The organism is Planococcus koreensis (assembly GCF_004761975.1).
Lineage (GTDB): Bacteria > Bacillota > Bacilli > Bacillales_A > Planococcaceae > Planococcus > Planococcus koreensis.
In genome coordinates this window covers 31,456-56,531 of sequence record NZ_RQII01000011.1, presented here as the reverse complement: position 1 = coordinate 56,531, position 25,076 = coordinate 31,456, and the positions used below count along the sequence as shown (strand labels likewise).

The following is a 25,076-nucleotide window of genomic DNA, read 5'->3' as shown; positions in this document are numbered from 1 at the left end:
GGCTTCGGTCAACTCTTGCCCGCGGCAAGCGAGGCAGTTTTGCGTAGTATCGATTATAAAGATTCATTTCATCAATCAAACTCGCTCAGGATTCTCTGACAATCAGCTCTGAATCGATGAACACTGGCTTCAGTTCCGACTTGCCATTGATTAGATCATTCAGCATATACGCTGCCATTTTCCCTAAACGTTCCTTGTCCTGCTTGACCGTCGACAGCATCGGTGAGCTGTAGCGGCAGGCGTCGATGTCGTCACAGCCGACCAGGCGAATGTCTTCCGGTACATTGAGTCCGGCTTCCTTGATCGCCCGCAACGCACCGAACGCCATCATGTCTGACGCTGCAAAAATCGCTTCCGGGCGCATCGGCGCTTCCAGGATCTCTTTCATCGCGGCGTATCCGCTGTCTTCGTAATAATCGCCGTATTTGACCCATTCTTCTCTTACTTCAAGCCCAAATTGGTTCATGGCCTGCAAATAGCCGCGTTCTCTCAACTTAGTCACTTCAGAATCTTGCTGTCCGCCTATAAAGCCGATGCTGCGCATGGAATTCAGGTAGAGATGCTGAATGACTTTGCCGGACAGCGCGATGTTGTCGGTCATGACATAACTCGAATGCGGCCCGTCCAATACCAAATCGATGCCCATGCACGGAATTTCGCTATTAACCAAATCATAGATCGAGTCTTCGATTTCTTCCCCTGTGATAATGACGCAGCCATCCACGTGGAAATGCTTGCAGCGGGCCAAGTAACTGCCGTTATCCTGCGACAGGTTTTCATTTGAAAACATCAGGATGTCGTAGCCTAAGAGCCCCATATTTTTTTTGAACGCCGTGACGACTTCAACGAAAAATGGATGTGTAAATTCAACGTTTATTTTTCCGGCGTAAATCAACCCGATCAAATTGGATTTTTTCGTGGCCAATGATTTAGCTGAAAAGTTTGGCTGGTAGCCTGTTTCGTTGATGATATCGGTTATTTTCTTCTTAGTGCTTTCACTGATGCCGTGGTAATTATTGATGGTTTTGGATACAGTTGCCGGCGATACACCGGCCATTTTTGCGATATCTTTTATTGTTAGGCTCATGGTGTACTCCTTTTATTGCCCCAGTGAGGACTGCTATGTTTGCCCTGCCCACACTGCAGGCACGGCAACGAAATATACGATTATTTTACCGAACCTTCGGTAATGCTGGAGATAAATAAACGGTTGAACAATAAGAAGATGATGATCAATGGCACCGTTGCCCAGAATACGCCGGACAAGATCATGCCGAAGTCGACATTGAACGTATTGCTCAAAGAGGCTAACGCCACTTGGATAGTGTAGTTTTCCGGATCTCTTAAGACCGTGAACTGCCACAAGAACTCGCCCCAAACCGCTGTAAAAACAATGATGCCGAGTGTTGCAAAAGCAGGCAAAATGATCGGCAGCACGATGCTTCTATAAATTCTGAAGTTCGAACAGCCATCCAATTTTGCGGCTTCGATCAGCTCATCGGGCACCGAGTCGTTGACATATTGCCGCATCAGGAAGATCCCGAGCGGATTCAAGAAGAAGAGGATCATAACCCCTGGTAAGGTATCGAGCAATCCAGCATTGGCAATCAGAAAATACTGCGGAATCAACCCGAGTTGAGGCGGAATGATCATCGTCAACAAAATGGTGACGAACAGCACGTTTTTGGCAGGGAAATTGAATTTCGCAAAAGCGAATCCTGCCAATGAACTGATAAACAAAACGACAAGTGTGACAACCGAACACAAAACGAAAGAGGTCCATAATGCCCCAAAGAAATCAATCTGGGACAAAACCTTCTGAAAGTTTTCGACCATCATATTGCCCGGTGTAATCGTAGGCGGGATGGAATTATAAGCTGAACTTGTTTGAGTAGCCATTACGAACATCCAGTAAAACGGGAAAAGAGAAAGGATGGAAGCAAGCGACAAAAATAGATAAGCAACTAATGTACCCGCAGATAATTTTCTTTTTTTAGTTGGTTTATGCATTATTTTACTCCCTTCTCTTCTTTTTACCAATTCCAGATGTTAAATACGTATTAATTGACGCAAAAATCACAATAATCACCAGCAAAATGATGGCGGTTGCTGAAGCAGTCCCGAACGATTGTAGCCTGAACGCATCACGGTACAGATACATAACAACAGTCATCGCTTCGTCCCGCGTGAAGGCTGATGCGCCTAAAAACACGGTCGGTTCCGAAAATAATTGCAGGGCGCCGACGGTTGAGAAGAACACCGTTAAAATAATGAACGGTTTCAGCAAAGGCAGCGTAATGTGGATCGCCTGCTGAAATTTGCTTGCGCCGTCTATTGTGGCAGCTTCATAGACATCTTTCGGAATGCTCTGGATGCCGGCCAGGTAAATGATTGTGTTGTAGCCGACCCATCTCCAGAACACCATGATCGAGATGGCGATTTTCGTGCCCCATTCGGAAGATCCCCAGCTGACCGGATCCATACCAAACAGTCCGAGCACGTAATTGGCTAATGAAGACTCATGGTCGCTGAACAATACGCTGAAAATCAAGGCGACGGCAACCATCGACGTAATGTATGGCATAAAGATCGTAACTCTGAAAAAGCTTCTGAAACGGAGAAATGCAGCATTGAGTAGAATAGCTAAAATGATGCCGATCACGATTTGTGGGGCTGTCCCCATTAAACCGATAATGATCGTATTATAGAGGGACTTCCAAAAAAGAGGATCTTCGAGTACGATTCGAAAGTTATTCAAGCCAACAAAGCTCATATCACCTAAGCCATTCCAGCTTTGGAAAGCCAGATAGAAACTGAAAACTGCCGGATAAAGACCGATCACTGCGAAAATCACAAAGAAAGGTGCTATGTACAAATAGGCAGAAACCATATCCTTCTTCTTTTCAGACAATCTTCTTTTCTTCACTTTTTTTTCTTTTTGGTAAGCAGAGTCCATTTTCACTCCCCGTTTCTACATAAAATAAGGATATGGCTTCCGTCAGGTCACCATATCCATTGAAAATGTCTGTTTAAGCCAAGCTTTAACGGTCTACTAAGTCTTGCGCACGTTTAACGGCTGCATCCCATTCTTTTTCAGGATCTGCGCCATTTTGTACGTTTTTCAATGCATTCAATATTTCATTGTTTACAGGGAAGTATTTAACGCCTTTGTAAACAGCTGTATCGATATCTTGCGCTGCTTCAGCGAAGACAGAAGATGTTACTTGGCCGCCAAAGAATTCATCTTCGTTGGCTTTGAATTCATCCATTTCGTAAACCGCTGGGGCTGATGGGAACAAGCCTTTGCTTTGGAACGATTCCAATTGGTTTTCAGCAGAAACTAACCATTCAGCAAAATCATAGGCTGCTTGTGCATTTTCTGTTTCATTTGGAACTGCCAGGTACGATCCGCCCCAGTTTGCTGCGAACTCAGTAGGAAGTGTAGCAACTTTCCATTTGCCTACAGCATCCGGTGCGTTCCCTTCCATCCAGCCTTTCAGCCAGCCTGCGCCAAGCTCGACTGCAAATTCACCGTCGTTCACAGCGTTCGCCCATTCAGGCGACCACATTTCAAATTTCCCGACGACGCCTGCTTCGTTCAATTCAACAGCGTAGTCGTACGCTTTCTTCACGTCGTTATCTCCTTCAGCAATCAATAACTCACCTTCAGGATTTAAATACGTTTGTTCTGAAGCATCCAAATATGCTCTAAACGCCATTTCAATGCTGTCAACAAACGGTTTCCCTGTTTCCGCCAAGACTTTTTCGCCAGCTGCTTTAAACGCTTCCGGAGAATTGATCAACGCTTCCACTTCTGCAGGATCCGTAGGCAATCCGGCTTCTTCAAATACGTCAGCACGGTAGTACAATGCTTTTGGTCCGATATCCGTCGGCAAGCCGAATAGGAAATCACCTTCCTGGTTTTCGCCTGAATTCCATTTCCACTCTAAGTATTCATCTTGGACATCTTCAGCGCCCAGATCATATAAGTTTTCAAAACTGCCTTGTGCTTCTTTGAAACGGTCGAATTGATCGACTTCCAGCATCGCGATATCAGGTGCACCGCTGCCGGCAGATAAAGATGTGAACAATGAGTCATGGTGTTCTGCCGTTTCCGACGCCTTCACCTTGATCGTGACATTCGGGTTTTCCGCTTCATATGCTTTTGCCAGCTCTTCGTAATTAGTGGCGCCGAAAGACCAGAAATCCAATGTTACTTCTTCATTGCCATCGCCAGATCCGCTTGCCTCTTCTTCTGAGTTGCATGCTCCAAGTGCTAGAGATAAAGCGAATGCAGCTCCAAGTACAGGCCATTTTTTCGTGTTTTTCAATGTGTTTCCCCCTATTTTTTAAATTGTCTTGTCTTACAAAAAAACGATAATTCCGATTCCGAGTACAGAAAGTCTATTTCTTTCGATAATTAACGAAACCGGTTTCGTTAATTTGTAAAAAAAATAGAGTTAAACCGCTTACATTTACAATATAAACGGTATTTTTATATAAATCAATCTAATATTTCAAAAAATATGTAAACCGGTTTCGTTAATTGTCGGTAATTTCTGATAAAACGTATATGTGGCGCTGTTGGGAGTTTTTTAAGGGGATAAAATTTTTTTGGAAAATAGATAGGAGCATCGAAGCTGGCATAAAAAAGAAGAAGCATATTGCAGCCCCTTTCTGTTTTTTCGTTATTATTTTAGTAAAACTCGATTTCAATATCATTATACCCCATAGAACTTATAAGAGAAGTTAATAATTCCTTTGTTCTTTTGTCTGCTTCGTCCAAAAAACCTTGGTCAATTTTTTCTTCTGCAAGTTGTTTTTTATTAGTATTTATATCGTCAAAAACTTTTTGAGTAGGATAATCTGAAAATAATTCACCTTTAATATCTTTGACAACCGCTGTTTCAGTCTGTGCAACATTATCGAGTATTTGAGCTTTTGGGACTCTAATAGATAATTGCTCTTTTTCATTATCGTGTGATACTTCTAATTTTGATAAATCTGATCCTGCTTTTAAGTAACCCGAATACTCGATTAGCTTTATTGCCTCTGCAAATTTAATATCTGATATACCAGGCAGAGCAAGACTCTTATCTGTCTGACTTATTATCACATTGCTGTACTCATATTTTAATGTTGTCCACTCCGACAACTCTACTACTCTATCTTTTACTAAAGATACATCAGAACTTTCATTATTAGAGATTCCAAATGGTTTAAAAAATACAACCAAAGATACACCAATTACAACAATGATCATTACAAAAGCTAACATACTTATTATCATTCTTTTCATCATTTAACTTCTCCTCTTATACTTCTCGTTTTTAATTATTCTAAGATTCTCTCGTACACTTTTTACACTCGAAACCTAAATCATGCTTGGAAAAGTCCGCTTATTAATCGCTTGCTAAATATCTTTGATTTCTTTTTTAGTATTCCATCTATATCTTTTATTATTATACACATCTAATACCCAATAAATTGAAAAAATTAACTTATATTCTCATTTATTTATTATAGAGTTTAGGATGAAATATTTATATGGGAAGTTCATTTTAAATGAATTCGACTTTAACTTCACTTGTATTCAACAGCAATATGATAATCTCACCACTCCCTCTCATATCCCCTTTATGCAAACCAATTAACAATAAAAATACAATGATAATAAATACTTATTTATTGTTAATCAATAAATAATCTGTTAAAATCAAATCGGCGCTACCGATATGAACTACTTTCATAAAACGCCAATCATTGAATGATAACTATTAAAAGAGGAGGTAAAATTGTGGAGAATAACAATAAGGTCATTGAGAATATCGCAGATCCCACCGGGCTGGAAAGATTGTTCCGGGAAGATCCAAAAGACTTTAAAAAAGATTTTGCAGAGGCTTTCGAACAAAATCCTGATTCACCGGTTCTTGCCGTTTGGCATGAGCGCTTGCATTTCAAGGAAGCGGCAACTACCGAAAAAGATTTCTTTCTTCAAAAGGAATTCTTATTCATGGGCATGTTGGCCATTCTGGCCGGCATCAGCACCCGGATCATCTTCCATTTTGTCGAACTGCAGACAATCGCCCCCATTAACCTTGCTTTCGGCGTGCTTCCCTTTATTGCCGCCTATTTTGTCTATAAAAATCCACCGAAAAAAAGCGTCCTGTACTTTCTTGTGCTGCTGTTCTTAATCTCGGGAGTTTACCTCAATCTGCTGCCCTTGGAATATACAGACAGCATCATTCTTGCCTACTTGCACCTTCCCGTATTCCTATGGTTATTGGTTGGCCTTGCATTCGCAGGGAATAAATTCGGCAATGACAGCACCCGGTTAGCGTATCTCAAATTCAATTTGAATTTCGCTATGCTCTACGCCAGTTTGGCGATCAGCGGCATGCTACTGGCGGCAGTTACGATGCAGCTGTTCAGCTTTATCGGATTAAATATCGAAGACTTCTATTTCAGCAATATCGTTTTATTTGGAGCTGCTGCCCTCGCTGTCGTGACAGCATACGTGGTTTCACGGAACCTGAAACTCGCTAAAAATGTTGCCCCGTATATAGCGAAGATTTTCAGCCCGCTCGTCCTGGTAACATTAATAGCTTATCTTATCGCAATTATTTGGCTGGGGAAAAATCCATTCTTGGACCGTGATTTCCTGCTAATCTTCAATGGCATCCTTCTTGGCGTGCTGGCCGTCACCATCTTTTCCATTACCGAAAGCGGCTCAGATGAGAAAAAGAACATCTCTGATTATGTAAATTTTTCCTTGATTGGTCTGGCGCTTATCATCGACAGTGTCGCTTTATCCGCCATCATGTTCAGGCTGACTTCTTATGGCATTACGCCCAACCGGATTGCGGTTTTAGGCGTAAACATCGTGATTTGGGCCAATTTAATCTGGATCATGCTTTCCTATCTGCGTTTTCTGCGAAACAAAACCGGCCCTTCCACCATCCAAGATGCCGTTACGAAATATTTGCCGGTCTACGGAATTTGGGCGGCTATCGTTATCTTTACTTTTCCGCTAATTTTTTAATTAGAAAAGCTTTGTTTGTGCAATAGGATTTTTTTCATCGTGAATCAATAAAAGCCAAGAATACCAAGCAAGTTTTCTCTCTAGCTTGGTGTTCTTGGCTTGTTTTTTATAAAACCAGATTTATGATAAGGCTCACCGTATTAGTTCTAAATGAGGTTTTATTCAATTTATTCTACTTTAAACAAAAAGAGCTCAGTCAGATGACTAAGCTCTTTTGCGAGATTGCGTTACTAAATAAGTCTACTAGCTCTTCACAGAACTAATATGTCCTTGCTTAATTCGATTTTAAGCCGAACAAGGACACCGCAAGTTCACAATAATCATAACTTAATATAAATCAACATTCAATATTTCTTCTTTTGCCAATTTTTCGAGCACTACCATGTTTCCATGGATATGGAGACACGCTTTCTCATTTCAAAACACGTTCTCTTAATTGCGCTACTGATAAAAACATTCCATTTTCTTTTCGATGAAGCATAGCGTGGCAGTTTGGACATACTGGAATTAAATCTTGTCTTGGATTTACAGTATAATCATGCTGGATTTCATGAAGTGGCTTAATGTGATGTACATGTATAAAATCTTTACCTACTATGCCATATACACTTTCAAAATCTAAATCACAAACTTGACAGAGGACTCCGTAATGATCAATACATTGTTTGCGAGCGATAGGATTACGCTCGTAAATATTCACCATTACAGATTTCCGCTTTCCTTCTTCTAAAGTATCAGAGACTTCATCCGGATAATACCCTTCAGTTAAATCATTTTTAAAAAACGGCATAATATAATCCAATAATTCTCCAATAAGCTTCATTGACCCTTGAATGTTTCCTTTTAAACCATGTTGACGTAATTGTTCTAGAGATAATTTCGTTGTATTAACTTCATCTACAAGTCGAATACGGGTCCAATCCTTTTCTTTCGATTTCTTAAACTTTTCTTCATTATTCCAAAATATTTTATTATGAAAAACGTCTTTTGTCTTAATTAATCCTTCTATTACTTCAACTTTATAGCGGACTTTTTGCACATTTCCAGAGACGTATATTAATAAGATGTCTCCATTCTCATATTTAAATGAACGTTTCCAATCCAATGTATCGTAGCGGCTAAATGCTCTTTCTAAATCATATTCAGATGGATTAGCCGGTATTAACCAAACACGACGCGCATTTTTGTGACCTTTTTCTTCTAGTTCTTTACGACGATTTGTTGCGATTTCTTCGGAGGCAACAAATCGATATGTATCCTTCTCAAAATAGAAGGGAATTTTATATACATATCCCCTTTCAATCGGATCATAAAATTTAGATTTCCTTGTATTAAGATGCTCTTCTAAGAATCTTGCTGCTTCTTGAATATTTGTTGCTGCAAATAAAAATTCATCATTTTTCACAATTGTTATTGGATTGGCCATTAAATAATCTCCTTACATTCAATATGTATATTTTTATATCAATTCATTGGCGTATACATAGTATTATGAAATTTTAAATGTTAAAAAGACAGCAGAAAATTAAACTCTGCTGTCTCTAATATCAAAGTATATTTGTTATAAAAGTTTTTCAACTAATCATTTACTTAAATAACCCTATACAAAAACCTCACTCACTTATGACAAGGTTCACTGTAGCGTTGGAATAGAGTAAAACATTAACCTTAGCTAAAAGGCAGTGTGTATGTAGAATATAGCTATCTACGAACATACTGCTAAGATAACGTATACGTTCCCATAAGTGGTGAGTACCTAGATTTCCTATGGTTATACAAATGTTATATACTGATTACATGCTCTATGACTTTACTATGACGTTCGGAGGAGATCTCATGATGTTCGAAAACAAAGTAGTCATTGTTAATGGTGGAACGGATGGAATTGGCAAGGAAGTGGCTCGTTTCTTTTGTAAAGAAGGGGCTACTGTCCATTTTACTGGAAGAGATCGCAACAAAGGCTCGCAGGTAGAAAGTGAATGCAACGGAAAGGCTCATTTTTACCAAGTCTATAACGAAAACGCGGAAGAAATCGAAAGCTTTTTTAAAGCACTTGAAAATGATGGGCATACTGTTGACATTCTATTCAATAATGCCGGTATTCTGTCTACAGGAATGGGACCATTATCTCGAGTAAAGCTGGATGACTGGAATCAGTTGATTGCCGTCAATCAAACGGCGATCTTCCTCTACATGAAATATTCTTTAGCTGTAATGAATAAACAAAAAAAAGGTGTCATTATTAATAATGCGGCCATCCTTGGAAACCATAAGGTCAATTCTATGCTGCCGGCTTATAGCGGAACAAAAGCAGCAATTGTCGCAATGACGCAAAGCACGGCCCTTCGCTTTGCTAACTAGGAATCCGAGTCAATTGCATATCCCCCGGCCCTACAGAAACCGACCTGGCCATTACTGCATATGGCGGAAAAGAGAATTATGAAAAACAATCACAGGGTCACCCTAGAGGAAGCTACGGGAAAACAAGCGAGATCGCAGAAGTCGTGCTGTTCTTAGCTTCAGACAAAGCATCCTATATAAACGGTGCAGAAATAGTCATAGATGGCGGCTACTCATTAAAATAAGCAGATTTAGGGGACAGGGACTTTGTTTTAAGACAAAGTCTCTGCCCCTTTTTTTATGCTACTATGATTGGCCTTTACTTTAGGAAAGAGCTCGAACAGCAGCTAAATATTTGGTCACTAAGCTCTATTTCAGCTAATAAATATAAAAGGGACCCAATAGAGTCCCTTAGTAGTGTTACGTTTATTTACGATAAGGCTCTTCGTACTATATCTGAAGGACGTTATATTATTTATTATAATTACCATTTATCATTTAAAGTTATTAATTAATCCCAATCTAAATCATAAATTTCCTTAATAAATTTTGCACCTTGAATTTTATCAACCATGTAAATAAATCTCGCTAATCCAATTAAATACCCTTTATAATTAGCAATAGTAATAATTCCTTGGTATTTCAAATGGTCGTTTACGCCAAATTTTTGACAATAATAAATTTCTTTACTTAGTTTTCGAATGAACCTTTGAGGTATTTTGACACCTTTGGATGTAACAATTAAACCTGTAACGATTTTTGTATGTTTATCTTTCATTAATCTAGTTTTTTCATTATTAATAGCAAGGTCATGCTTTTCTAATATAAAAGAAACTATTCTTTTTATATTTTTCACTAATGTCAGATATCCTTTTTTTTGAATCCCTGAAAAAGTAATATCATCTGCATACCTTGAATATCGAATATTGTATCGAACGGCTATTTTTTGAAACTCTTCATCAATATCACGTAAGAAAATATTAGATAACATTGGACTAGTTGGAAATCCTTGTATTAGCTTTCCATCTACTGTCGTCAATAGACTAAATGCTTCACTCACTTTATCTGAATACCCAATTTCCATAAATATTTTCTTAACGTCATTATAACTAATAGAAGGGAAAAAATCTTTGATATCTGTGGAAAATATCCAAAAAGGTTCTTGATATAAATGTACTTCTGCATTTGTTAGAATAGATTTATTCTTTATAAAGCCATGGGCATAAGGGGATACTTCAATTTTATTTAAGATGTTTTTGAGTATCCATTTTTGAATTATTTTGACCTTATGATTGGGTTGCCAAACTTCCCTTAATTCTCCATTGCGTTTATTGATATGATAATGATTAGTATTATCTATTATAAATTTTTCTAAATCATTATCTGTCAACTCAAAAAGCAGAAAAAATTGATTAACGTCAAAGATAATTGGAAAATTTTTTAAATATAAGTTCTCAGCGTATTGTGTGAGAATTTCTTTGTCTTCCTTCGATAAATTACTTGATATAATGTTATGTAAAATTTGTTTTATCATATTTTAAATATGTTTAGTGACTACTTCACCTTTAAATTAAGAAGCTTTTAGTGTTTTAATTCTTAATTTAAAGGTGATGATGATTCTGCGTCTTTTTGCAGAATTATCATTAGGGTTTTGAAGTAAGAATTAAGTACATACTTACTTCGATTAGCACTTGCTAAAAGTCTAGTCACTATTAAACATTATACCTCCTCTAGAATTTTTTTGGTATATAAGTCTCTAAAAATCTGTCCTTTACTGTGTACCTGAATTCATTTATGTTTTCAAGAGAAAACGTGTTAAGTTTCGAAGACTTCAATATACTTCCTCCATCAGCTGTAATAATTAATTTCCCATCTTCAAATTCAACCCAATTTGATTTAATAAGATAATCAATTACGTATAATACTTGTTCAGTTGTCATATTTAAATATTCCTTAATCATATCTATAACTACGGCCATTTCCTGATCTCTTATAATTAATAGTGCAATATTTCTTTTTAAAGGAGAGAATCTCAGTTTAATTACCTTCTTTCTCACTGTCTTAAAAATTGAAGGGTGTCTTTTAGTTCTGAACTGCTCACATTTCTTTTAATTTCATTTCTTTTATCTCTGAGAAATAGAGCTGACCAAGTCGCACTTTCCTCTGAAAGCAAAGTTAAATTATTATTGGGTGCATTTACATAAGAAGCAATTGCATGATTTTTACAATATGTACTTTGTTTTAATTTATTACGTTTATTTATATCTTTAATAATTTCTTTTACGTTATTTATATCATCCGAAGGAAAAATTATGTCTTCTTCTAATACATCTATCGATGACTTATAAGCGCTTATATCGATTTCAATCTCTAATTCTTTTGCTTTATCTTTAATCGAGTTTATTCCCGATTCGTTAGCTTCAATGACCCATAAAAATAAATTAATATTAATAGAACTACCGCTTAAAATTTTATTTATTTCTTTTAATACTTTAATTACAGACTCACCTGTTCCAATAAAATCATCAATAAGAATTAAATTTTTTATTGAAAGATAATTTCTATGAAAATCTTCTAACAATTTTTGGGCAAAAAGTTCTTTCTTATTTTGTCTTTTTTGTAATTTCCCAATACGTTTTTTCACTTTAGAATATATTTTTTGTCCTTTAGGATAATTATTTAATTCCAACTTTAAAACTTCAATAGTATTCCTCAGTTCTTTATCTTCTTTATCGTAATTCTCAATAAAATTCACATAATATTCTGTACTTGATTTAAATTTTTTCAAATAGTCTGCTGGGCCATTTACATGAGTGCGGTTAACATCTATTTTGTTTGTGTATATAAAACTAGAAAACATACTTACTGCAGATTCTATTCTCTCTTTTTTTCTTAACGGTAAAAATAAAGAATGTGTCGTAAAATCTTCAAAATCTTTAATAGAAAGTGATTTTTCTATGTAGATATTTTTATAGACTTCAGAGGTTAACCTTTCTGAATAATAGTTAAATTTTTTACAAATTTCTAATATAACATTATATTCATCTTTATTAAGTTGACTCTTCCAATTTTTTAAAATTTCTATTTTTTCTTTCTGTTTATCAGGATATAAATCCCAGTTTGATACAAGTTTATTTAGATTGATCGTTTTACTTATGATATTCTTTTTTCTTAAAAAATTTTTCAACTTTTTGTTTAGTGTTTCCCAGAATTTTAATATTGATAGTTTATCAATCACTGTTTAGCCACACTTTCTACTGATAAGGATCTCCGTAATAAAACTAGAGGGATTTTCTAGTTTTACTTTTAAGTGTTTTTGAAGCAGTTGAAGCTATTTGAACAAGACCTTTCTCTTGGGCTTCTACTTCAGCTTCTTGTAATATTTCTTGGGAATTTACATATCTTAAATTACTTAAATTAATTTTCATTCTCACTATTGTTCCTTTTACATCGCTTTCATCAATAAGTTCTTCACTTAATGTGTAAGTTAAAGACTTTCTCCCCGAAGTAATACTAAACAACCCTTCTGTTTGCTGAATAGTTTCCCTTTGTAAAATCGCTCCCCTGTGTTGAACACAATTTGAAATATACAGCAAAGAAGAAAACCGGCCGAGCTCTTCAAAAATCAACATGCTGCTTGAAAGGAATGAGTGGCTCAAAACTCCGTCTACATGGCTCGTTCATGTATTGACTAGTTCTGTTTTTTAAAAATCGCGCCCCTGTGTTGAACACAATTCCAAATATACAGCAAACCTGCATGAGGAATCCGCTAAAACCAAAAATGGAGCGGATTCCTTTTTCATGTTTATATGAGTTAACAAATAGCCATAATTGTTTCGTACACAGGGACGATTTGGGAACTGCTGGTAAGTAGCGATTGTATTCAATATCTAGATGCAATTATAAATTACTTATTATGAATTTTAATTTCCGGAAAAACTTTTAATTGTTCTTTACTACCTAATTTATAGAACTTAGCTTTACCTAACTTATCAAAACCTGATTGGATAAATTTCACATTGATTTCATAAGATTGCGGTAGCTTTTCACAAATCATAGTTCCTTTTAATTTCAATACCTGTTTTGCAATGTCTGGTCTAAAACATACATTATATTTCTCTTTATCCTTTAATGACGGGTAAGCCCAGGCGTCTTGCACATCCCTTGGTGGTAAATCGAAAAAGTCTTTAGTAATTAATTCAGAGACCATATACAAGTACTCTGTACCCACTCCAATATCTCTGCTGAATTCATCTTTCAAAAAATCATTATAGATATTATTAATCAATTTAACTTTTTCATTAAAAATACCTACCATTTCATAATCATACTTTTGACCAATTAAATTGACTTTAATGTCATCCATAGCTTCATATACCATCAAAGCATAGTTTGAATTATCTGGAATCTTTGTTTCCATTAAGGTAATTTCAGGAATCATAGGTGTAGTATACAATAAAGACTCACTTGGTTTATTTAGCCTGCCATAAGTCTTTATATACTCTGGTGGCGCATTCCAAAAATGAGATTCATACAATAAATTTTCATTCGGTAGTAAAGAGGAATCCAATATTCTAGCACGATAAAACAAAGTACCTTTTTTATAGCTATTTAAATTAGTAAAATAAATAAATTTTCCTTCATATGTTAAAACATCATAAATGGCATCTCTAATTGCAGATGGGGTCATTAATGCTATATTCAAACTTCTAAATTTACTAATTTTCTCGATTAATTGTAAAGCATCTATTTTTTCTAAAAAATCTATATGGTCTCTACTATACAAGTAGTATTCCTCCATTTTTATTCAATTATATTTAAAAAGATTTACTAAACTTATTAAACCTCTGCATGATTATAAAAATTTTGTGTGTTTGATAAACAATACATATTATACAGAAAACCTCACTTACTTATGATAAGGCTCATTTTTCATTATCCGGAAAGCCCGATAAACCTGCTCCACCAAGATCAGTCTCATCAATTGGTGCGGAAACGTCATTTTAGAGAACGACAATTTCTCATCGGCACGTTTCAATACGTCATCATGGAGGCCAAGAGAGCCGCCGATGACGAAGACAATTTTGCTGCGGCCGTATGTCATGAGCGATTCGATGTCTTTGGCCAGCGCTTCGGACGTTTTCATCTTGCCGTCGATCGCAAGCGCGATGACGTAGGCGTCCGGAGAAATTTTCGCCAGGATCCGGTCGGCTTCCTTCCTCTTTACAATCTCCATATCGGCGTCGCTCAATTGCTCGGGCGCTTTTTCGTCCGCTACTTCGATTTCATTGATCTTTGTGTAGCTTCCCAACCGTTTCGTGTATTCTTCAATGCCGGCTTTCAGGTATTTCTCTTTCAGCTTGCCGACGCTGATAATTGAGATATTCACAACTTATCCCCCTTTACTTAAAATTTACAAACAAGTTACCCCCAGATGTTATACACATATCCACAGGCGTTTCTACATATTGTGTTCCTTCAAGCATTTGCCACAAGATACATCGCGGGCTCTTCACAGTATTCGCACTTTGTGGATAACTTTTCTTCGTCTGGCAATTCTGTAAGAATCGGATAACTTTCTGTCTTGGCAACAAACACGTCTAACGCATGCTCCACATGGGTTTTACAGCAAAAAATCTTCATTTTATCAAATCCTTTCGATTTCCGAATATTCTACATAGTTATACACATTTCGTTCACGTTTATCCACACCCTATTTTAACAGAAGTGAAAGCCCGGGAATAGCAAAGCTTCAAAAGCCTGTGGATAGTTATTTCCTTCGATGATAGAAATAAGTTATCCACATAACGTTTTTTTGCTTTCACGAACATTAGGGGTCAAAACCAACTGGATTGTTTACAAAACTTACAATAACAATAAAGAGGAAAAGAGAACGAAAAAGTCCCCGATGCGAGGCTTCGCATCGGGGACTTAATTTTCATACTTCCGGAGGCTCTGCTCCGATTGCTGCCCATTCTTCTTTTGCCGGTCCGTAGACCCCTGGAACTTTTAAACCTGCCTGGCGCATCAGCACCGTCATTTGTCCACGGTGATGGATCTGGTGCGTCATCAGCACTTTCAAAATGGTTGCGACACTCCACATTTCACCGTACATATTGTGTTCTTCCGCCAGAGTCTGATCTGTCCAATTGTCCCGCATCGCCCTCACCATCGACTGGTTGGAAAAACGGTATGCTTCCGCAATTTCCTGCGCCGTGTCCGGCACCGGATTGCCGAATCGAGCCGCCGAGAACTGCAAGCCTGTATGGCCAACCATTTCATCGAGTGCCGTTGCGATATGCCAAGCCAAACGGCCGAGCGTGCGGTAGCCGTCCGCAACCGGCTGGCTCAATGATTCATCTGTCAGCGCATCCAGCACTTTCTGCGTCGCTTGCTCTTCGGCTTTCCATTCTTTGAAAAAATCTTCCAAGGTTCTAAACATCGAATCCCTCCAGGTCATTTACTGTCTTTTCTTTTATTCGCCACTGCTTCGCCATTTCCTGCCCATAAAAAAGATCCGGAAGTGAGGGCTCCCGGATCTTTTTCAAATGCTATAACGCGGAATTGTCGACAAGCTCCAGTTCAAAGTCCATCAATTCGCCATTGCGGTAAGCTTTGACGGCCATCGTGTCGCCAATTTCTTTCGTATTGTACAAATGCTTGCGAAGCTCAATCAAATCGCCCACAGCTTCGCCATCCAACTCGATGATGACGTCAAACTGCTGCATGCCCGCTTTAGCGGCTGCGGAATCATCCAGCACCGAATTGACGACAACACCTTCCTTGACGTCTGCAGGGAGGCTCAGTGTCTCTTCACGCTGTGCTTGCGGCACCTGCGCCAGATCAATCAAGGTGACGCCCATTGCCGGGCGGATCATTTCGCCGTTTTCTTCAATCGACTCAATGACTGGGATTGCTGAATTGATCGGAATCGCAAAACCGATCCCTTCGACATTCGATGTGGCGATTTTCATCGAGTTGATGCCAATCAGCTGCCCGCTGAGGTTGACCAGCGCGCCTCCGCTATTGCCTGGATTGATCGCTGCGTCCGTTTGCAGCACTTCCGCCTGCCAGTCTTCCGTACCGTCTCCATCCAAATCGACAGGAATGGCCCGGTCCTTGCCGGACACGACGCCCGTCGTCACCGACCCGGAAAAATCAAGGCCCAGCGGATTGCCGATCGCAATCACCGGTTCGCCGCGCTTCAACGCATCCGAGTCGCCGAATTCCGCTACATCCTGGACAGCTGCTCCGTCCATTTCAATGACGGCGAGATCTGTCCAAACGTCCGTGCCGACAAGCGTCGCTGCTACTTTCGTGCCGTCTGCGAGCGTCACCTCGATGCTATTGGCACCGTCAATAACATGATTGTTAGTCACCACAAACGCACGTCCATTGTCATTTTTGTAAATGACGCCCGATCCTGTCCCGGCTTCCTGCTCCTCGGTCTGCGACCAAAAATCCGAAGTTTCCTGCAGGTTCGTCACTCCGACAACCGCATCCGCCACACTATCCACCGCTTCCGTCACATCGGTCGTCACATCCACAGAAACCGATTCGGACTGCCGCTCCTGCTGGCCGGCTCCCGCACCGTTGCCTGCGCCATTCCCTGCGTTATTATTGCCTGCGCCCGGCATCAATTGCGGCACCGACTGAAACAAAAACCACACCAGCAATGCCCCGACCGCAACTCCGGCAAGCCCTGCTAAAAACGAACTCGTACGCCGCGGCCGTCGCCGGCTCTCTGGCGGCTGATTGTAATATCCCACTGCACCCATCCTCTCCTGCTCTTTACTGTTGTATAGCCTTAGTTTAAGAATCCGAAACGGCATTGGCAAGCCACAGCAACTGCCTCGACAATGTAATTTGAATCTGCTGTTTCGCATCTCTTTTTCTAAAAGATGAACTAATGATTTTTAATCGTCGATATTCCGCAAAACAGCTGCGCTTGCCGCGGGCGAGCGCCAAGCCTCCTCAGTCGCTTCGCTCCCTGCGGGGTCTCGGCTGTCTCGCTATCCCGCAGGCGTCTCCGCTGTTTTGCTCCATATCGAGAAATCTCTTAGCGGAGGCGCGGCAAAGGGCTAGGCGAAGCAAGGAGACGAGTGTTCTTCTCGGCTTCTTGCGAGAGCCATGCCCAAAGCGTCCGCAGCGTTTTATAAACGTTAGTATCCTTAGTTCAATTTATATAGTAAAAGAAAAAAGGCTGCACCTGGTTTCGGTGCAGCCTTTTGGTTCCTCTATACAATAACCAGCTCGGTCGGGATATTGGCATCCGTGTCCAGGAGATCGACATACTCGCCGACGATGATGCCTTTTGTCTGCAAGGTCTGCTCGACGCTCATGCGCGCCAGGTCTTTCATATTGTTATCCGCACTTAAGTGGGACAGATAAATCCGAGTCGGCTTTTCGGCCATCACTTCGCTCATCGCTACTGCCGCATCTTCATTCGACACGTGGCCCACGTCGCTTAAAATACGCCGTTTGACTGACCACGGGTAGCGCCCCATCTGCAGCATGCCGACGTCGTGGTTGCTTTCGAAGACGAACGCATCCGATGCCTGGATGATGCCTTTCATGCGGTCGCTGACATAGCCCGTATCCGTAATGAGCGATAGCTTGCGGCCATTTTCATGGAAGACGTAGAACATCGGATCGGCGGCGTCATGCGACACCCCGAACGACTCGATATCGAGCCCGCCGAAAGTTTTCACCGTCTCCATGTCAAAATGGAAGCGCTGCTCGACCGGAATCGCACCGACAAGCCCATCCATCGCCGTCCACGTCTTGGCATTGGCGTATACAGGCACCTTGTGCTTGCGCGCCACGATGCCGAGGCCTTTGATGTGGTCGCTGTGCTCGTGCGTCACCAGGATGCCGTCCAGGTCGCTCATGCTTTTGCCGATCGACGCAAACAAGGCTTCCAGCTTGCGTCCGCTCAGTCCGGCATCGACCAAGAACGATTGATTGCCGCTTTCTATATAAATAGCGTTGCCCTTAGAGCCGCTTGCTAATACACTAAAACGCATAATAAAAACTCCTTATTGTGCAGGTTCTTCCTCTTCCTCTTCTTTATCCTTCAGCTCGATGACACCGTCTTTTACAGCATTCACAAAAAACTCTTTCTGGGTGCCGTCTTCGAGCGTCGCTTTGATGCGCCATGTGGGCAGGAACATCTGCGTGTCTTCCGATACGGTCACGTATTCCGAGTAGCCGATTTCAGCTGAATCGATTTCCGTATTCGTCGGCAGCAAAAGCTTCTGATAAAGTGTATGGATCGCTTGGATAGCCGGGATCAAGGTTTTCTGCTGTTCGCTTTCTTCCACATTTTCAAAAATCGTCTGTTCGTAGTTCACCACTTCTGCATTTTCGTTCCAGTAAACCGTCAACTTGCCGCCATCGCTGTAATAAAGCGGCTGGCCGCTGATTTCCTGAAAAAAGATGGCTTGGCGCTCTTTTTCATCAATCCGCCACAAGACGTAATTGTCGCCTTTGTAGACCGTTGTATCCACAAATTCCTGCAGCACTTCTGTGCTCACTTTTTCGCCAAGCGGCATCGGTTCATTGAATCTCACGGCCAAGGATTTATCGTTCAATACGTCCCCTGCAGAGCCTGAACCCGGAACATCCGATGCCACAAAAGATTTCATCTTGCCTGTCACATAAGGTTGGCTTTCCACCTCTTCGGGAAGATTGGAATAACTGATTTTATCGGCTTCCAGCTTTTCTTCATTGGAAGATTCGACAAGGAAAACAACGTTCTGCGATTCATTGTAGCGGTCAAGGTACAGCCAGTACAGGAAGATGTTCAGTATGGCAAAAACAATGATGAATATGGACTTGGTTTTATTCCAATCCAAACTGATCGCCTCCTAACACGTCTTCCGGCAGCTGCGTCCAAATGCCGTTCGTTTTGTAATACCAGGCTGGCTGCAGGCTGATCAGCCGCTCCGGTTCTTTTTCATCACGGGCCATGGTATATCCCTGTACGATTTCCGAAACATTTTTTGGTTCGATGTCCATATGCTCGATGGCGTGCAAAACGGCTGCGCCGGAAGGCAATTCCTGCGAACCCGATGCCCCCAACGACTCCAGTACATAATATGGGCGTTTGTAGCGGAAAACCTTTTCCGTCTCATCTTCTATGCCCCATACCACTTCCAGATCGGTTTCGAATGTCTGGCTGAAGACCGGAAGATTGTCCTGATACAGGCGGTAATCGATTTTCTGATTCAGCGGTTCCATGCCGAAATAGCGGTAATCATTCGTCCAGCCGCTATGGGTATTGATAAAATCCGCCGTCTTAAAAATCAATTCGGACGGGATGGCTGGATCGTTCGTTTCTGCCTGCGGCTGCACGTAATTGACGCTTTTGGCGCTTTCATCGAAGTTCATCAGCGCATCTGATTCATCGCTGTACTCCCGGTTCACCAAATCGCCGGTCGTTGTCACGCTGCTCGGATTTTCAAACAAGCCGTCAACCAGCTTCTGCTCCGGAATGTCTTCCTGCAGGTAGCGATAGGTGTTCAGCTTTTCCGCACTTTCCGGAATGTAAATCGGCAGCACACCGACTTCTTTGCTGGTGATATATGTTGAATAATTTGCGAAAGCCGGTTCTACGACTTGGTTCTTCAAGTTCTCCAGTTCCGTTGTTGAGACATTGCCCTGATGGACACGGCCGGATTTGGAATTGATGAAATACAACATGAAATCCGTTTCACTCGCTTCTCCCCATGCAACAACTATGCGGTCGAATGACGCCTCCGGCATGCTGTCATCGGTAATATTCATAATGCTGTCGATGACTGGGAATGGCACAGGGCCAGGAAAGTAAATCGCCGCGCGGTCAGGACCGTGCATGAAAGATGTCAATTTCTTGACCGGCGTATCTTCTGAAATCGTTGTAATATCATGGATTTGCCATAGTTTCATGACACCCAGCAGCAAATCGATCTGCTCCTGGTTCGTTGTGCCTTTTGCTTCTTCTTCCGAATGGTAAAGCACTTTCGTCGGCTGCACCACTTCGTCAACCGCCTTACTCGCACCTAATGCCACTTCGGTGGCCGGAGTGCTTTCAATTTGCGGAAATGTCGGCGTAAAGGTCCAGATTGTGAATGTCAGCGCCAAGCTGAGGAAAATCAGCAGGAATAAAAAGATCGTTTTTACTTGTTCAACGTATTTCATTCCCACTCACCTCCGTCATCCTCTTCGAATGGCAGCGTGAAGAAAATGGATGTGCCTTTTCCAAATTCACTTTCCGCCCAAATGGCACCGCCATGTGTATTGATCATTTCTTTGGAAATCGCCAAGCCGAGCCCTGTACCGCCCATTGCACGCGAACGGGCACGGTCGACACGGTAGAACCGGTCGAAAATACGGTCGACGTTTTCTTTCGGAATCCCCATGCCTTGGTCACTGATGCGAATCAGCAAGAAGCCATCTTCAACGGTCATGTCAAAGCGCACTTTCCCGCCTTCCGGTGAGTATTTCAAGGCATTGGAGACAATGTTATCGATAACTTGCGTCAATTTATCCGGATCGATTTCCACGAAATATTGTTCTTTCGGCAAATAGCGCTCGAAACGCACTTTCTGGGATTTCGACATTTCGAACCGGTCGATGATGCGGTTGAAGAAACGGCCGAATTCAACCATTTCTTTATTGAGTTCCGTTTCAGCGGCATCCATCTTGGACAGTTTCAGCAAATCGTTGACCAGGCGGATCATCCGCTCCGTCTCTGTCTGCGTGACGTTCAGGAAATTCGGTGCCAAGTTCGGATCTTCCCATGCGCCATCTGCCAGCGCCTCGAGGTAGCTTCTCATCGTCGTCAGCGGCGTCCGCAGCTCATGCGATACATTCGCAACAAATTCGCGCCGCTCGACATCGATTTTCTCCTGCTCGGTATTGTCGTGCAGCACGGCGATAACTCCGTTGACAAAGCCGGTCTCTTTTTGGATGACCGAGAAACTCGTGCGCAGCAGCGTGCTTTCGTCGTATTTGCTGAAATCGAGCGTAATCGCTTCTTTCAGGTGGATCAAGTCCTCGAACGTATACTCCATATCCAATTTCAGGACCGATGTGATCGGGCGGTTGATAACCGTTTCACGTGAAACATTGAGCAGGCGCAGCGCCGGGTCGTTGATGAGGATGACGCGGCCGCGCCGATCGGTCGACAAAACGCCGTCTGTCATATTCGACAGCACCGACGCCAATTTGCGCCGTTCGCTTTCTGTGGACTGCTGGGATTCCTGCAGCCGGTTGGTCAGGTTATTGAACGACTTCGCCAATTGGCCGATTTCATCGTCCCCATAGACGCGTACTTTGCGGGAGAAATTCCCTTTGGCCATTGCCTGCGCCTGCCTCCGCATATCTGAAATCGGTTTGGAGATTGTCTGCGCGACCAGCACACCGAGAATCGCAGTGACTGCGAGAGCAATCGCTGTTCCGCCTGCCAGGATCGAGTTGATGTCGTCCATCTGGTTATAGACATTTTCAATATCCGCTTCCATATACAAAGTGCCGAGCACTTCGCCGCCTTCAGCCATGATCGGCTGCGTGCGGACCCAAATGCGTTCGGCTTGGCCGTTGACGTAATTTCGGTCATAAGGTGTTTCGCCGACAATCGACTGCATGACAACGTCGCTTGTCGAACGCTGGCCAACAAGCGACTGATTTTCCACAGCAGAAGACGCCAAAATCCGGTAGCGTGAGTCAATTACGCGAATTTCGTCGATATCGTCCGATTTAAAGCCATTAAGGACCGACCGCAAGCTTTGCTCAGCGGTCAAGTCCTCATCCGTCCGCTCTTTGATCAATTCTTCCCGCACACTGAACTCTACGATGTTCATGCGGTCCTCGATCGAGCTTTTGAAATTATCGATCAGCGTTTCTTCAAGCTGCTGGGCAAAGTAAAGGCCGATGATCTGCATCGCCAATAAAATCAGCAGGATATAAATAAGCACAAACTTAACGTGAATCGATTTAAAAAAACTTACTTTATGCATTCAACCTACTCCTGTTCAGGATTCCGCAAGTAATAGCCTACTCCTCTGCGGGTTACGATCCAGGCCGGGTGGCTCGGATTATCTTCGATTTTTTCACGCAGGCGGCGGATGGTGACATCCACTGTGCGGACATCTCCGAAATAATCATATCCCCATACCGTCTGCAGCAAATGTTCACGCGTCATCACTTGGCCGATGTGCTTGCCAAGGTAATGCAGCAATTCAAATTCACGGTGCGTCAGCTCGATTGTCTCATCGCGTTTCTGGACCAGATAAGCGTCCGGTTGAATCGTCAGCACGCCGACTTCGATGTCGTTCGAGTTAGGTCCGGTTTCATCGGGCGGCACGACGTTCTGGCGGCGCAAATTCGCTTTGACCCGCGCAATCAATTCGCGCGTCGAGAACGGTTTCGTGACGTAATCGTCCGCTCCGAGCTCAAGGCCTAAGACTTTATCAATCTCCGAATCCTTGGCCGTCAGCATGATGATCGGGAAATCGAACTTCTTGCGAATCTCTCTGCATACTTCCATGCCATCGCGGTTCGGCAGCATGATATCCAATAGCATCAAATCCGGCTGAAGTTCTTCCGCCAATTTGACCGCTTCATCGCCGTCATAAGCACACACGACATTGAAGCCTTCTTTTTTTAAATTAAACTGCAGAATATCTGCAATCGGCTTTTCATCGTCTACAACTAAAATCGTCTTATTCATCATTTTCTCCCCTTCGTATTCCAGCTTTTGTATATGGAATTCCCACCGTTATGCATTCTTTTCTACCCTTACTTTATCACTGTTTTGCATGTTTCGCATCTCTCATTCCCCGGCGGTTATTTCCCGGGAAATAATGCGTAGTAGAATTGAAATAGATGAGGCGTATTGTACAGTCTTTTCATTGCGCTCTAGGCGAGCGCTTTCCGCGGGGCGAGCGCCGAGCCGCTTCGTCGCTTCGCTCCTGCAGGGTCTCGCCTGCCTCGCTAATCCCGCAGGAGTCGCCGCCTGCCGCTCCATTCAAAGAGAACTCTTAATAGTTAAGCAGTTCTCTGATTAAAAAGCTTCACGATAGAGATTGCTGGAGTTTCTTAGTGATCCTGTTTAGTCATTGAGAGAAGGTTCTTCCGTTAACAAGTATCAGGCGTTATTTCTTGGTTATCAGGGCCTGTCTGGAAGTTAACATGCACTATTAGAGAATCCTCAGGCATTGCTCGAATTTTAACCAGCACTAGCTAACTAGTGCCATACATATTCTAAGTTCAAAGGCGGAATATGAAAAGCCGTTCACCTCGGTGAACGGCTCCTTAAAGCGAAAGAGCTGAAACGATGCCGTTTCAGCTCTTTCATCTAAATCTTGGTATTTAACGCCACACGCTTGTGACGATGTTTGTTTGGTTGCGGTCTGGCCCTACTGAGAAGATGGAAATCTGGACGCCTGTCAATTGTGCGATGCGCTCAAGGTAATGGCGCGCGTTGTCAGGAAGTTCATCCAATGATTTGCAGTTTGTTACGTCTTCAGACCAGCCTGGAAGCTCTTCGTATACCGGTTCGCACTCAGCAAGCATGCGCAGGTTCGCCGGGTATTCTGTAATCAGTTCACCGTTGTGGCGGTAAGCTGTACAGATTTTCACCGTATCCAGTCCGCTCAATACGTCGATCGAGTTGACTGTCAGGTCCGTCAATCCGCTGACACGTCTCGCGTGGCGGACAACAACGCTGTCGAACCAGCCGATGCGGCGCGGACGGCCTGTTGTCGTGCCGTATTCTTTGCCGACTTCGCGGATGCGGTTGCCGACTTCGTCGAACAATTCGGTCGGGAACGGTCCGTCGCCGACGCGTGATGTGTATGCTTTGCAGACGCCGATGACGTGCTGGATCGTTGTCGGGCCAACGCCGGCTCCGATTGTCACGCCGCCCGCTACCGGGTTCGAAGACGTAACGAATGGGTATGTACCCTGGTCGATATCGAGCATGACGCCTTGCGCGCCTTCAAACAATACGCGGCGGCCGTGGTCGATGGCATCGTTAAGCACTTTTGATGTATCGGTTACGTATTTCGCGATTTCCTGTCCGTACGCGTAATACTCTTCCATGATTTCTTCTACCGTGAATCCTTCTGTCTCATAGAATTTCTCGAACAGACGGTTTTTCTCTTTTAGGTTCATGCGCAGCTTTTCTTCGAACACAACATGGTCCAACAAATCCGCCATGCGAATTCCGACACGCGCTGCTTTGTCCATATAAGCAGGGCCGATGCCTTTGCCCGTTGTTCCGATTTTATTTACTCCGCGGCGTGCTTCTTCCACTTCGTCCTGCTTGATGTGGTATGGCAATAAAACATGTGCGCGGTTTGAAATGCGCAGGTTTTCCGTTGTGACGCCACGCTCGTGAAGGCCTTTTAATTCTTTGACAAGCGCTTTCGGGTCAACGACCATGCCGTTGCCGATTACGGAAATCTTGTCTTTATAGAAAATCCCGGATGGAATCAAATGCAATTTATACGTGTCTCCGCCGAAAATGATGGTATGCCCTGCGTTATTTCCGCCTTGGTAACGCGCAATCACTTCTGCGTGTTCAGATAGAAAATCAGTGATTTTCCCTTTTCCTTCGTCTCCCCATTGCGTTCCTACTACTACGACTGATGTCATCGTCCGCACCTCCGTTAGGCTTATGCCCTTGTTTCAAACAGTCTTCATTGTA

23 protein-coding genes are annotated in these 25,076 nt (G+C 42.3%); 3 read left to right on the top strand and 20 right to left on the bottom strand.

Features of this window, described 5'->3' with window-relative positions:
- Nucleotides 1-85 precede the first annotated feature (85 nt).
- The 5 genes from EGV91_RS02160 to EGV91_RS02140 all read right to left on the bottom strand — a co-directional run bounded on the left by EGV91_RS02160 (nucleotide 86) and on the right by EGV91_RS02140 (nucleotide 5,302).
- Nucleotides 86-1,087, bottom strand: a complete 1,002-nt coding sequence (locus EGV91_RS02160) for a LacI family DNA-binding transcriptional regulator (RefSeq protein ID WP_135500538.1) — start codon at nucleotides 1,085-1,087, stop codon at nucleotides 86-88.
- Nucleotides 1,088-1,167: 80 nt separating this feature from the next.
- Nucleotides 1,168-2,010, bottom strand: coding sequence for a carbohydrate ABC transporter permease (locus EGV91_RS02155; protein ID WP_135500537.1), 843 nt, complete (start codon nucleotides 2,008-2,010; stop codon nucleotides 1,168-1,170).
- Nucleotides 2,011-2,014: 4 nt separating this feature from the next.
- On the bottom strand, nucleotides 2,015-2,956 hold the full coding sequence (locus tag EGV91_RS02150; RefSeq protein ID WP_135500536.1) for a carbohydrate ABC transporter permease: 942 nt from the start codon (nucleotides 2,954-2,956) through the stop codon (nucleotides 2,015-2,017).
- A gap of 85 nt (nucleotides 2,957-3,041) precedes the next feature.
- On the bottom strand, nucleotides 3,042-4,331 hold the full coding sequence (locus tag EGV91_RS02145; protein ID WP_135500535.1) for an ABC transporter substrate-binding protein: 1,290 nt from the start codon (nucleotides 4,329-4,331) through the stop codon (nucleotides 3,042-3,044).
- A gap of 365 nt (nucleotides 4,332-4,696) precedes the next feature.
- On the bottom strand, nucleotides 4,697-5,302 hold the full coding sequence (locus EGV91_RS02140; protein ID WP_135500534.1) for a DUF4230 domain-containing protein: 606 nt from the start codon (nucleotides 5,300-5,302) through the stop codon (nucleotides 4,697-4,699).
- Between the two features lie 465 nt (nucleotides 5,303-5,767).
- On the opposite strand from EGV91_RS02140, the gene EGV91_RS02135 reads away from it, so the two are divergent.
- Nucleotides 5,768-7,042, top strand: coding sequence for a DUF4153 domain-containing protein (locus tag EGV91_RS02135; RefSeq protein WP_221300910.1), 1,275 nt, complete (start codon nucleotides 5,768-5,770; stop codon nucleotides 7,040-7,042).
- 412 nt (nucleotides 7,043-7,454) lie between these two features.
- Here the strand turns inward: EGV91_RS02135 and EGV91_RS02130 are convergent, their stop codons facing one another.
- The gene (locus EGV91_RS02130) at nucleotides 7,455-8,468 is read right to left on the bottom strand and encodes an HNH endonuclease (RefSeq protein ID WP_135500532.1); all 1,014 of its coding nucleotides are present in this window, start codon (nucleotides 8,466-8,468) and stop codon (nucleotides 7,455-7,457) included.
- Nucleotides 8,469-8,878: 410 nt separating this feature from the next.
- Here EGV91_RS02130 and EGV91_RS02125 point away from each other — a divergent pair, with 410 nt between their 5' ends.
- Nucleotides 8,879-9,403, top strand: a complete 525-nt coding sequence (locus tag EGV91_RS02125) for an SDR family NAD(P)-dependent oxidoreductase (protein WP_277751528.1) — start codon at nucleotides 8,879-8,881, stop codon at nucleotides 9,401-9,403.
- 2 nt (nucleotides 9,404-9,405) lie between these two features.
- Nucleotides 9,406-9,627 (top strand): SDR family oxidoreductase, encoded by a 222-nt coding sequence (locus EGV91_RS17445; protein ID WP_338325006.1) that lies wholly within the window; start codon nucleotides 9,406-9,408, stop codon nucleotides 9,625-9,627.
- Between the two features lie 266 nt (nucleotides 9,628-9,893).
- On the opposite strand, the gene EGV91_RS02120 is transcribed toward EGV91_RS17445, so the two are convergent.
- From EGV91_RS02120 to EGV91_RS02050, 14 genes are all read right to left on the bottom strand, one after another.
- Nucleotides 9,894-10,916, bottom strand: coding sequence for a reverse transcriptase family protein (locus tag EGV91_RS02120; RefSeq protein WP_135500531.1), 1,023 nt, complete (start codon nucleotides 10,914-10,916; stop codon nucleotides 9,894-9,896).
- Between the two features lie 519 nt (nucleotides 10,917-11,435).
- Entirely contained in the window at nucleotides 11,436-12,620 is a 1,185-nt protein-coding gene (locus EGV91_RS02115) for a phosphoribosyltransferase-like protein (protein WP_135500530.1), read from the bottom strand.
- 43 nt (nucleotides 12,621-12,663) lie between these two features.
- The gene (locus EGV91_RS02110) at nucleotides 12,664-13,014 is read right to left on the bottom strand and encodes a hypothetical protein (protein WP_135500529.1); all 351 of its coding nucleotides are present in this window, start codon (nucleotides 13,012-13,014) and stop codon (nucleotides 12,664-12,666) included.
- A gap of 275 nt (nucleotides 13,015-13,289) precedes the next feature.
- Complete coding sequence (locus EGV91_RS02105; RefSeq protein ID WP_241666089.1) at nucleotides 13,290-14,168, bottom strand: hypothetical protein; 879 nt, start codon at nucleotides 14,166-14,168, stop codon at nucleotides 13,290-13,292.
- A 123-nt stretch (nucleotides 14,169-14,291) separates the two neighbouring features.
- Entirely contained in the window at nucleotides 14,292-14,771 is a 480-nt protein-coding gene (rlmH, locus tag EGV91_RS02100) for a 23S rRNA (pseudouridine(1915)-N(3))-methyltransferase RlmH (protein WP_135500528.1), read from the bottom strand.
- An 89-nt stretch (nucleotides 14,772-14,860) separates the two neighbouring features.
- Nucleotides 14,861-15,025, bottom strand: coding sequence for a CxxH/CxxC protein (locus EGV91_RS02095; RefSeq protein WP_135500527.1), 165 nt, complete (start codon nucleotides 15,023-15,025; stop codon nucleotides 14,861-14,863).
- Nucleotides 15,026-15,320: 295 nt separating this feature from the next.
- Nucleotides 15,321-15,824: a DinB family protein gene (locus tag EGV91_RS02090; RefSeq protein ID WP_135500526.1), complete on the bottom strand. Its 504-nt coding sequence runs from the start codon at nucleotides 15,822-15,824 to the stop codon at nucleotides 15,321-15,323.
- A 109-nt stretch (nucleotides 15,825-15,933) separates the two neighbouring features.
- Nucleotides 15,934-17,151, bottom strand: a complete 1,218-nt coding sequence (locus EGV91_RS02085; RefSeq protein WP_277751529.1) for a S1C family serine protease — start codon at nucleotides 17,149-17,151, stop codon at nucleotides 15,934-15,936.
- Between the two features lie 468 nt (nucleotides 17,152-17,619).
- On the bottom strand, nucleotides 17,620-18,408 hold the full coding sequence (locus EGV91_RS02080) for an MBL fold metallo-hydrolase (RefSeq protein ID WP_135500524.1): 789 nt from the start codon (nucleotides 18,406-18,408) through the stop codon (nucleotides 17,620-17,622).
- A gap of 12 nt (nucleotides 18,409-18,420) precedes the next feature.
- On the bottom strand, nucleotides 18,421-19,239 hold the full coding sequence (locus EGV91_RS02075; protein ID WP_135500523.1) for a two-component system regulatory protein YycI: 819 nt from the start codon (nucleotides 19,237-19,239) through the stop codon (nucleotides 18,421-18,423).
- A complete protein-coding gene (locus EGV91_RS02070) occupies nucleotides 19,226-20,563 on the bottom strand; it encodes a YycH family regulatory protein (RefSeq protein ID WP_135500522.1) in 1,338 nt (445 codons plus the stop codon). The genes EGV91_RS02075 and EGV91_RS02070 overlap by 14 nt, the downstream gene beginning before the upstream one ends.
- Entirely contained in the window at nucleotides 20,560-22,383 is a 1,824-nt protein-coding gene (walK, locus tag EGV91_RS02065) for a cell wall metabolism sensor histidine kinase WalK (RefSeq protein WP_135500521.1), read from the bottom strand. Before walK ends, EGV91_RS02070 begins: the two co-directional genes overlap by 4 nt.
- A gap of 5 nt (nucleotides 22,384-22,388) precedes the next feature.
- Nucleotides 22,389-23,096: a response regulator YycF gene (gene yycF / locus EGV91_RS02060; protein ID WP_135500520.1), complete on the bottom strand. Its 708-nt coding sequence runs from the start codon at nucleotides 23,094-23,096 to the stop codon at nucleotides 22,389-22,391.
- Nucleotides 23,097-23,737: 641 nt separating this feature from the next.
- Complete coding sequence (locus EGV91_RS02050) at nucleotides 23,738-25,024, bottom strand: adenylosuccinate synthase (RefSeq protein WP_135500518.1); 1,287 nt, start codon at nucleotides 25,022-25,024, stop codon at nucleotides 23,738-23,740.
- Nucleotides 25,025-25,076: the final 52 nt, after the last annotated feature.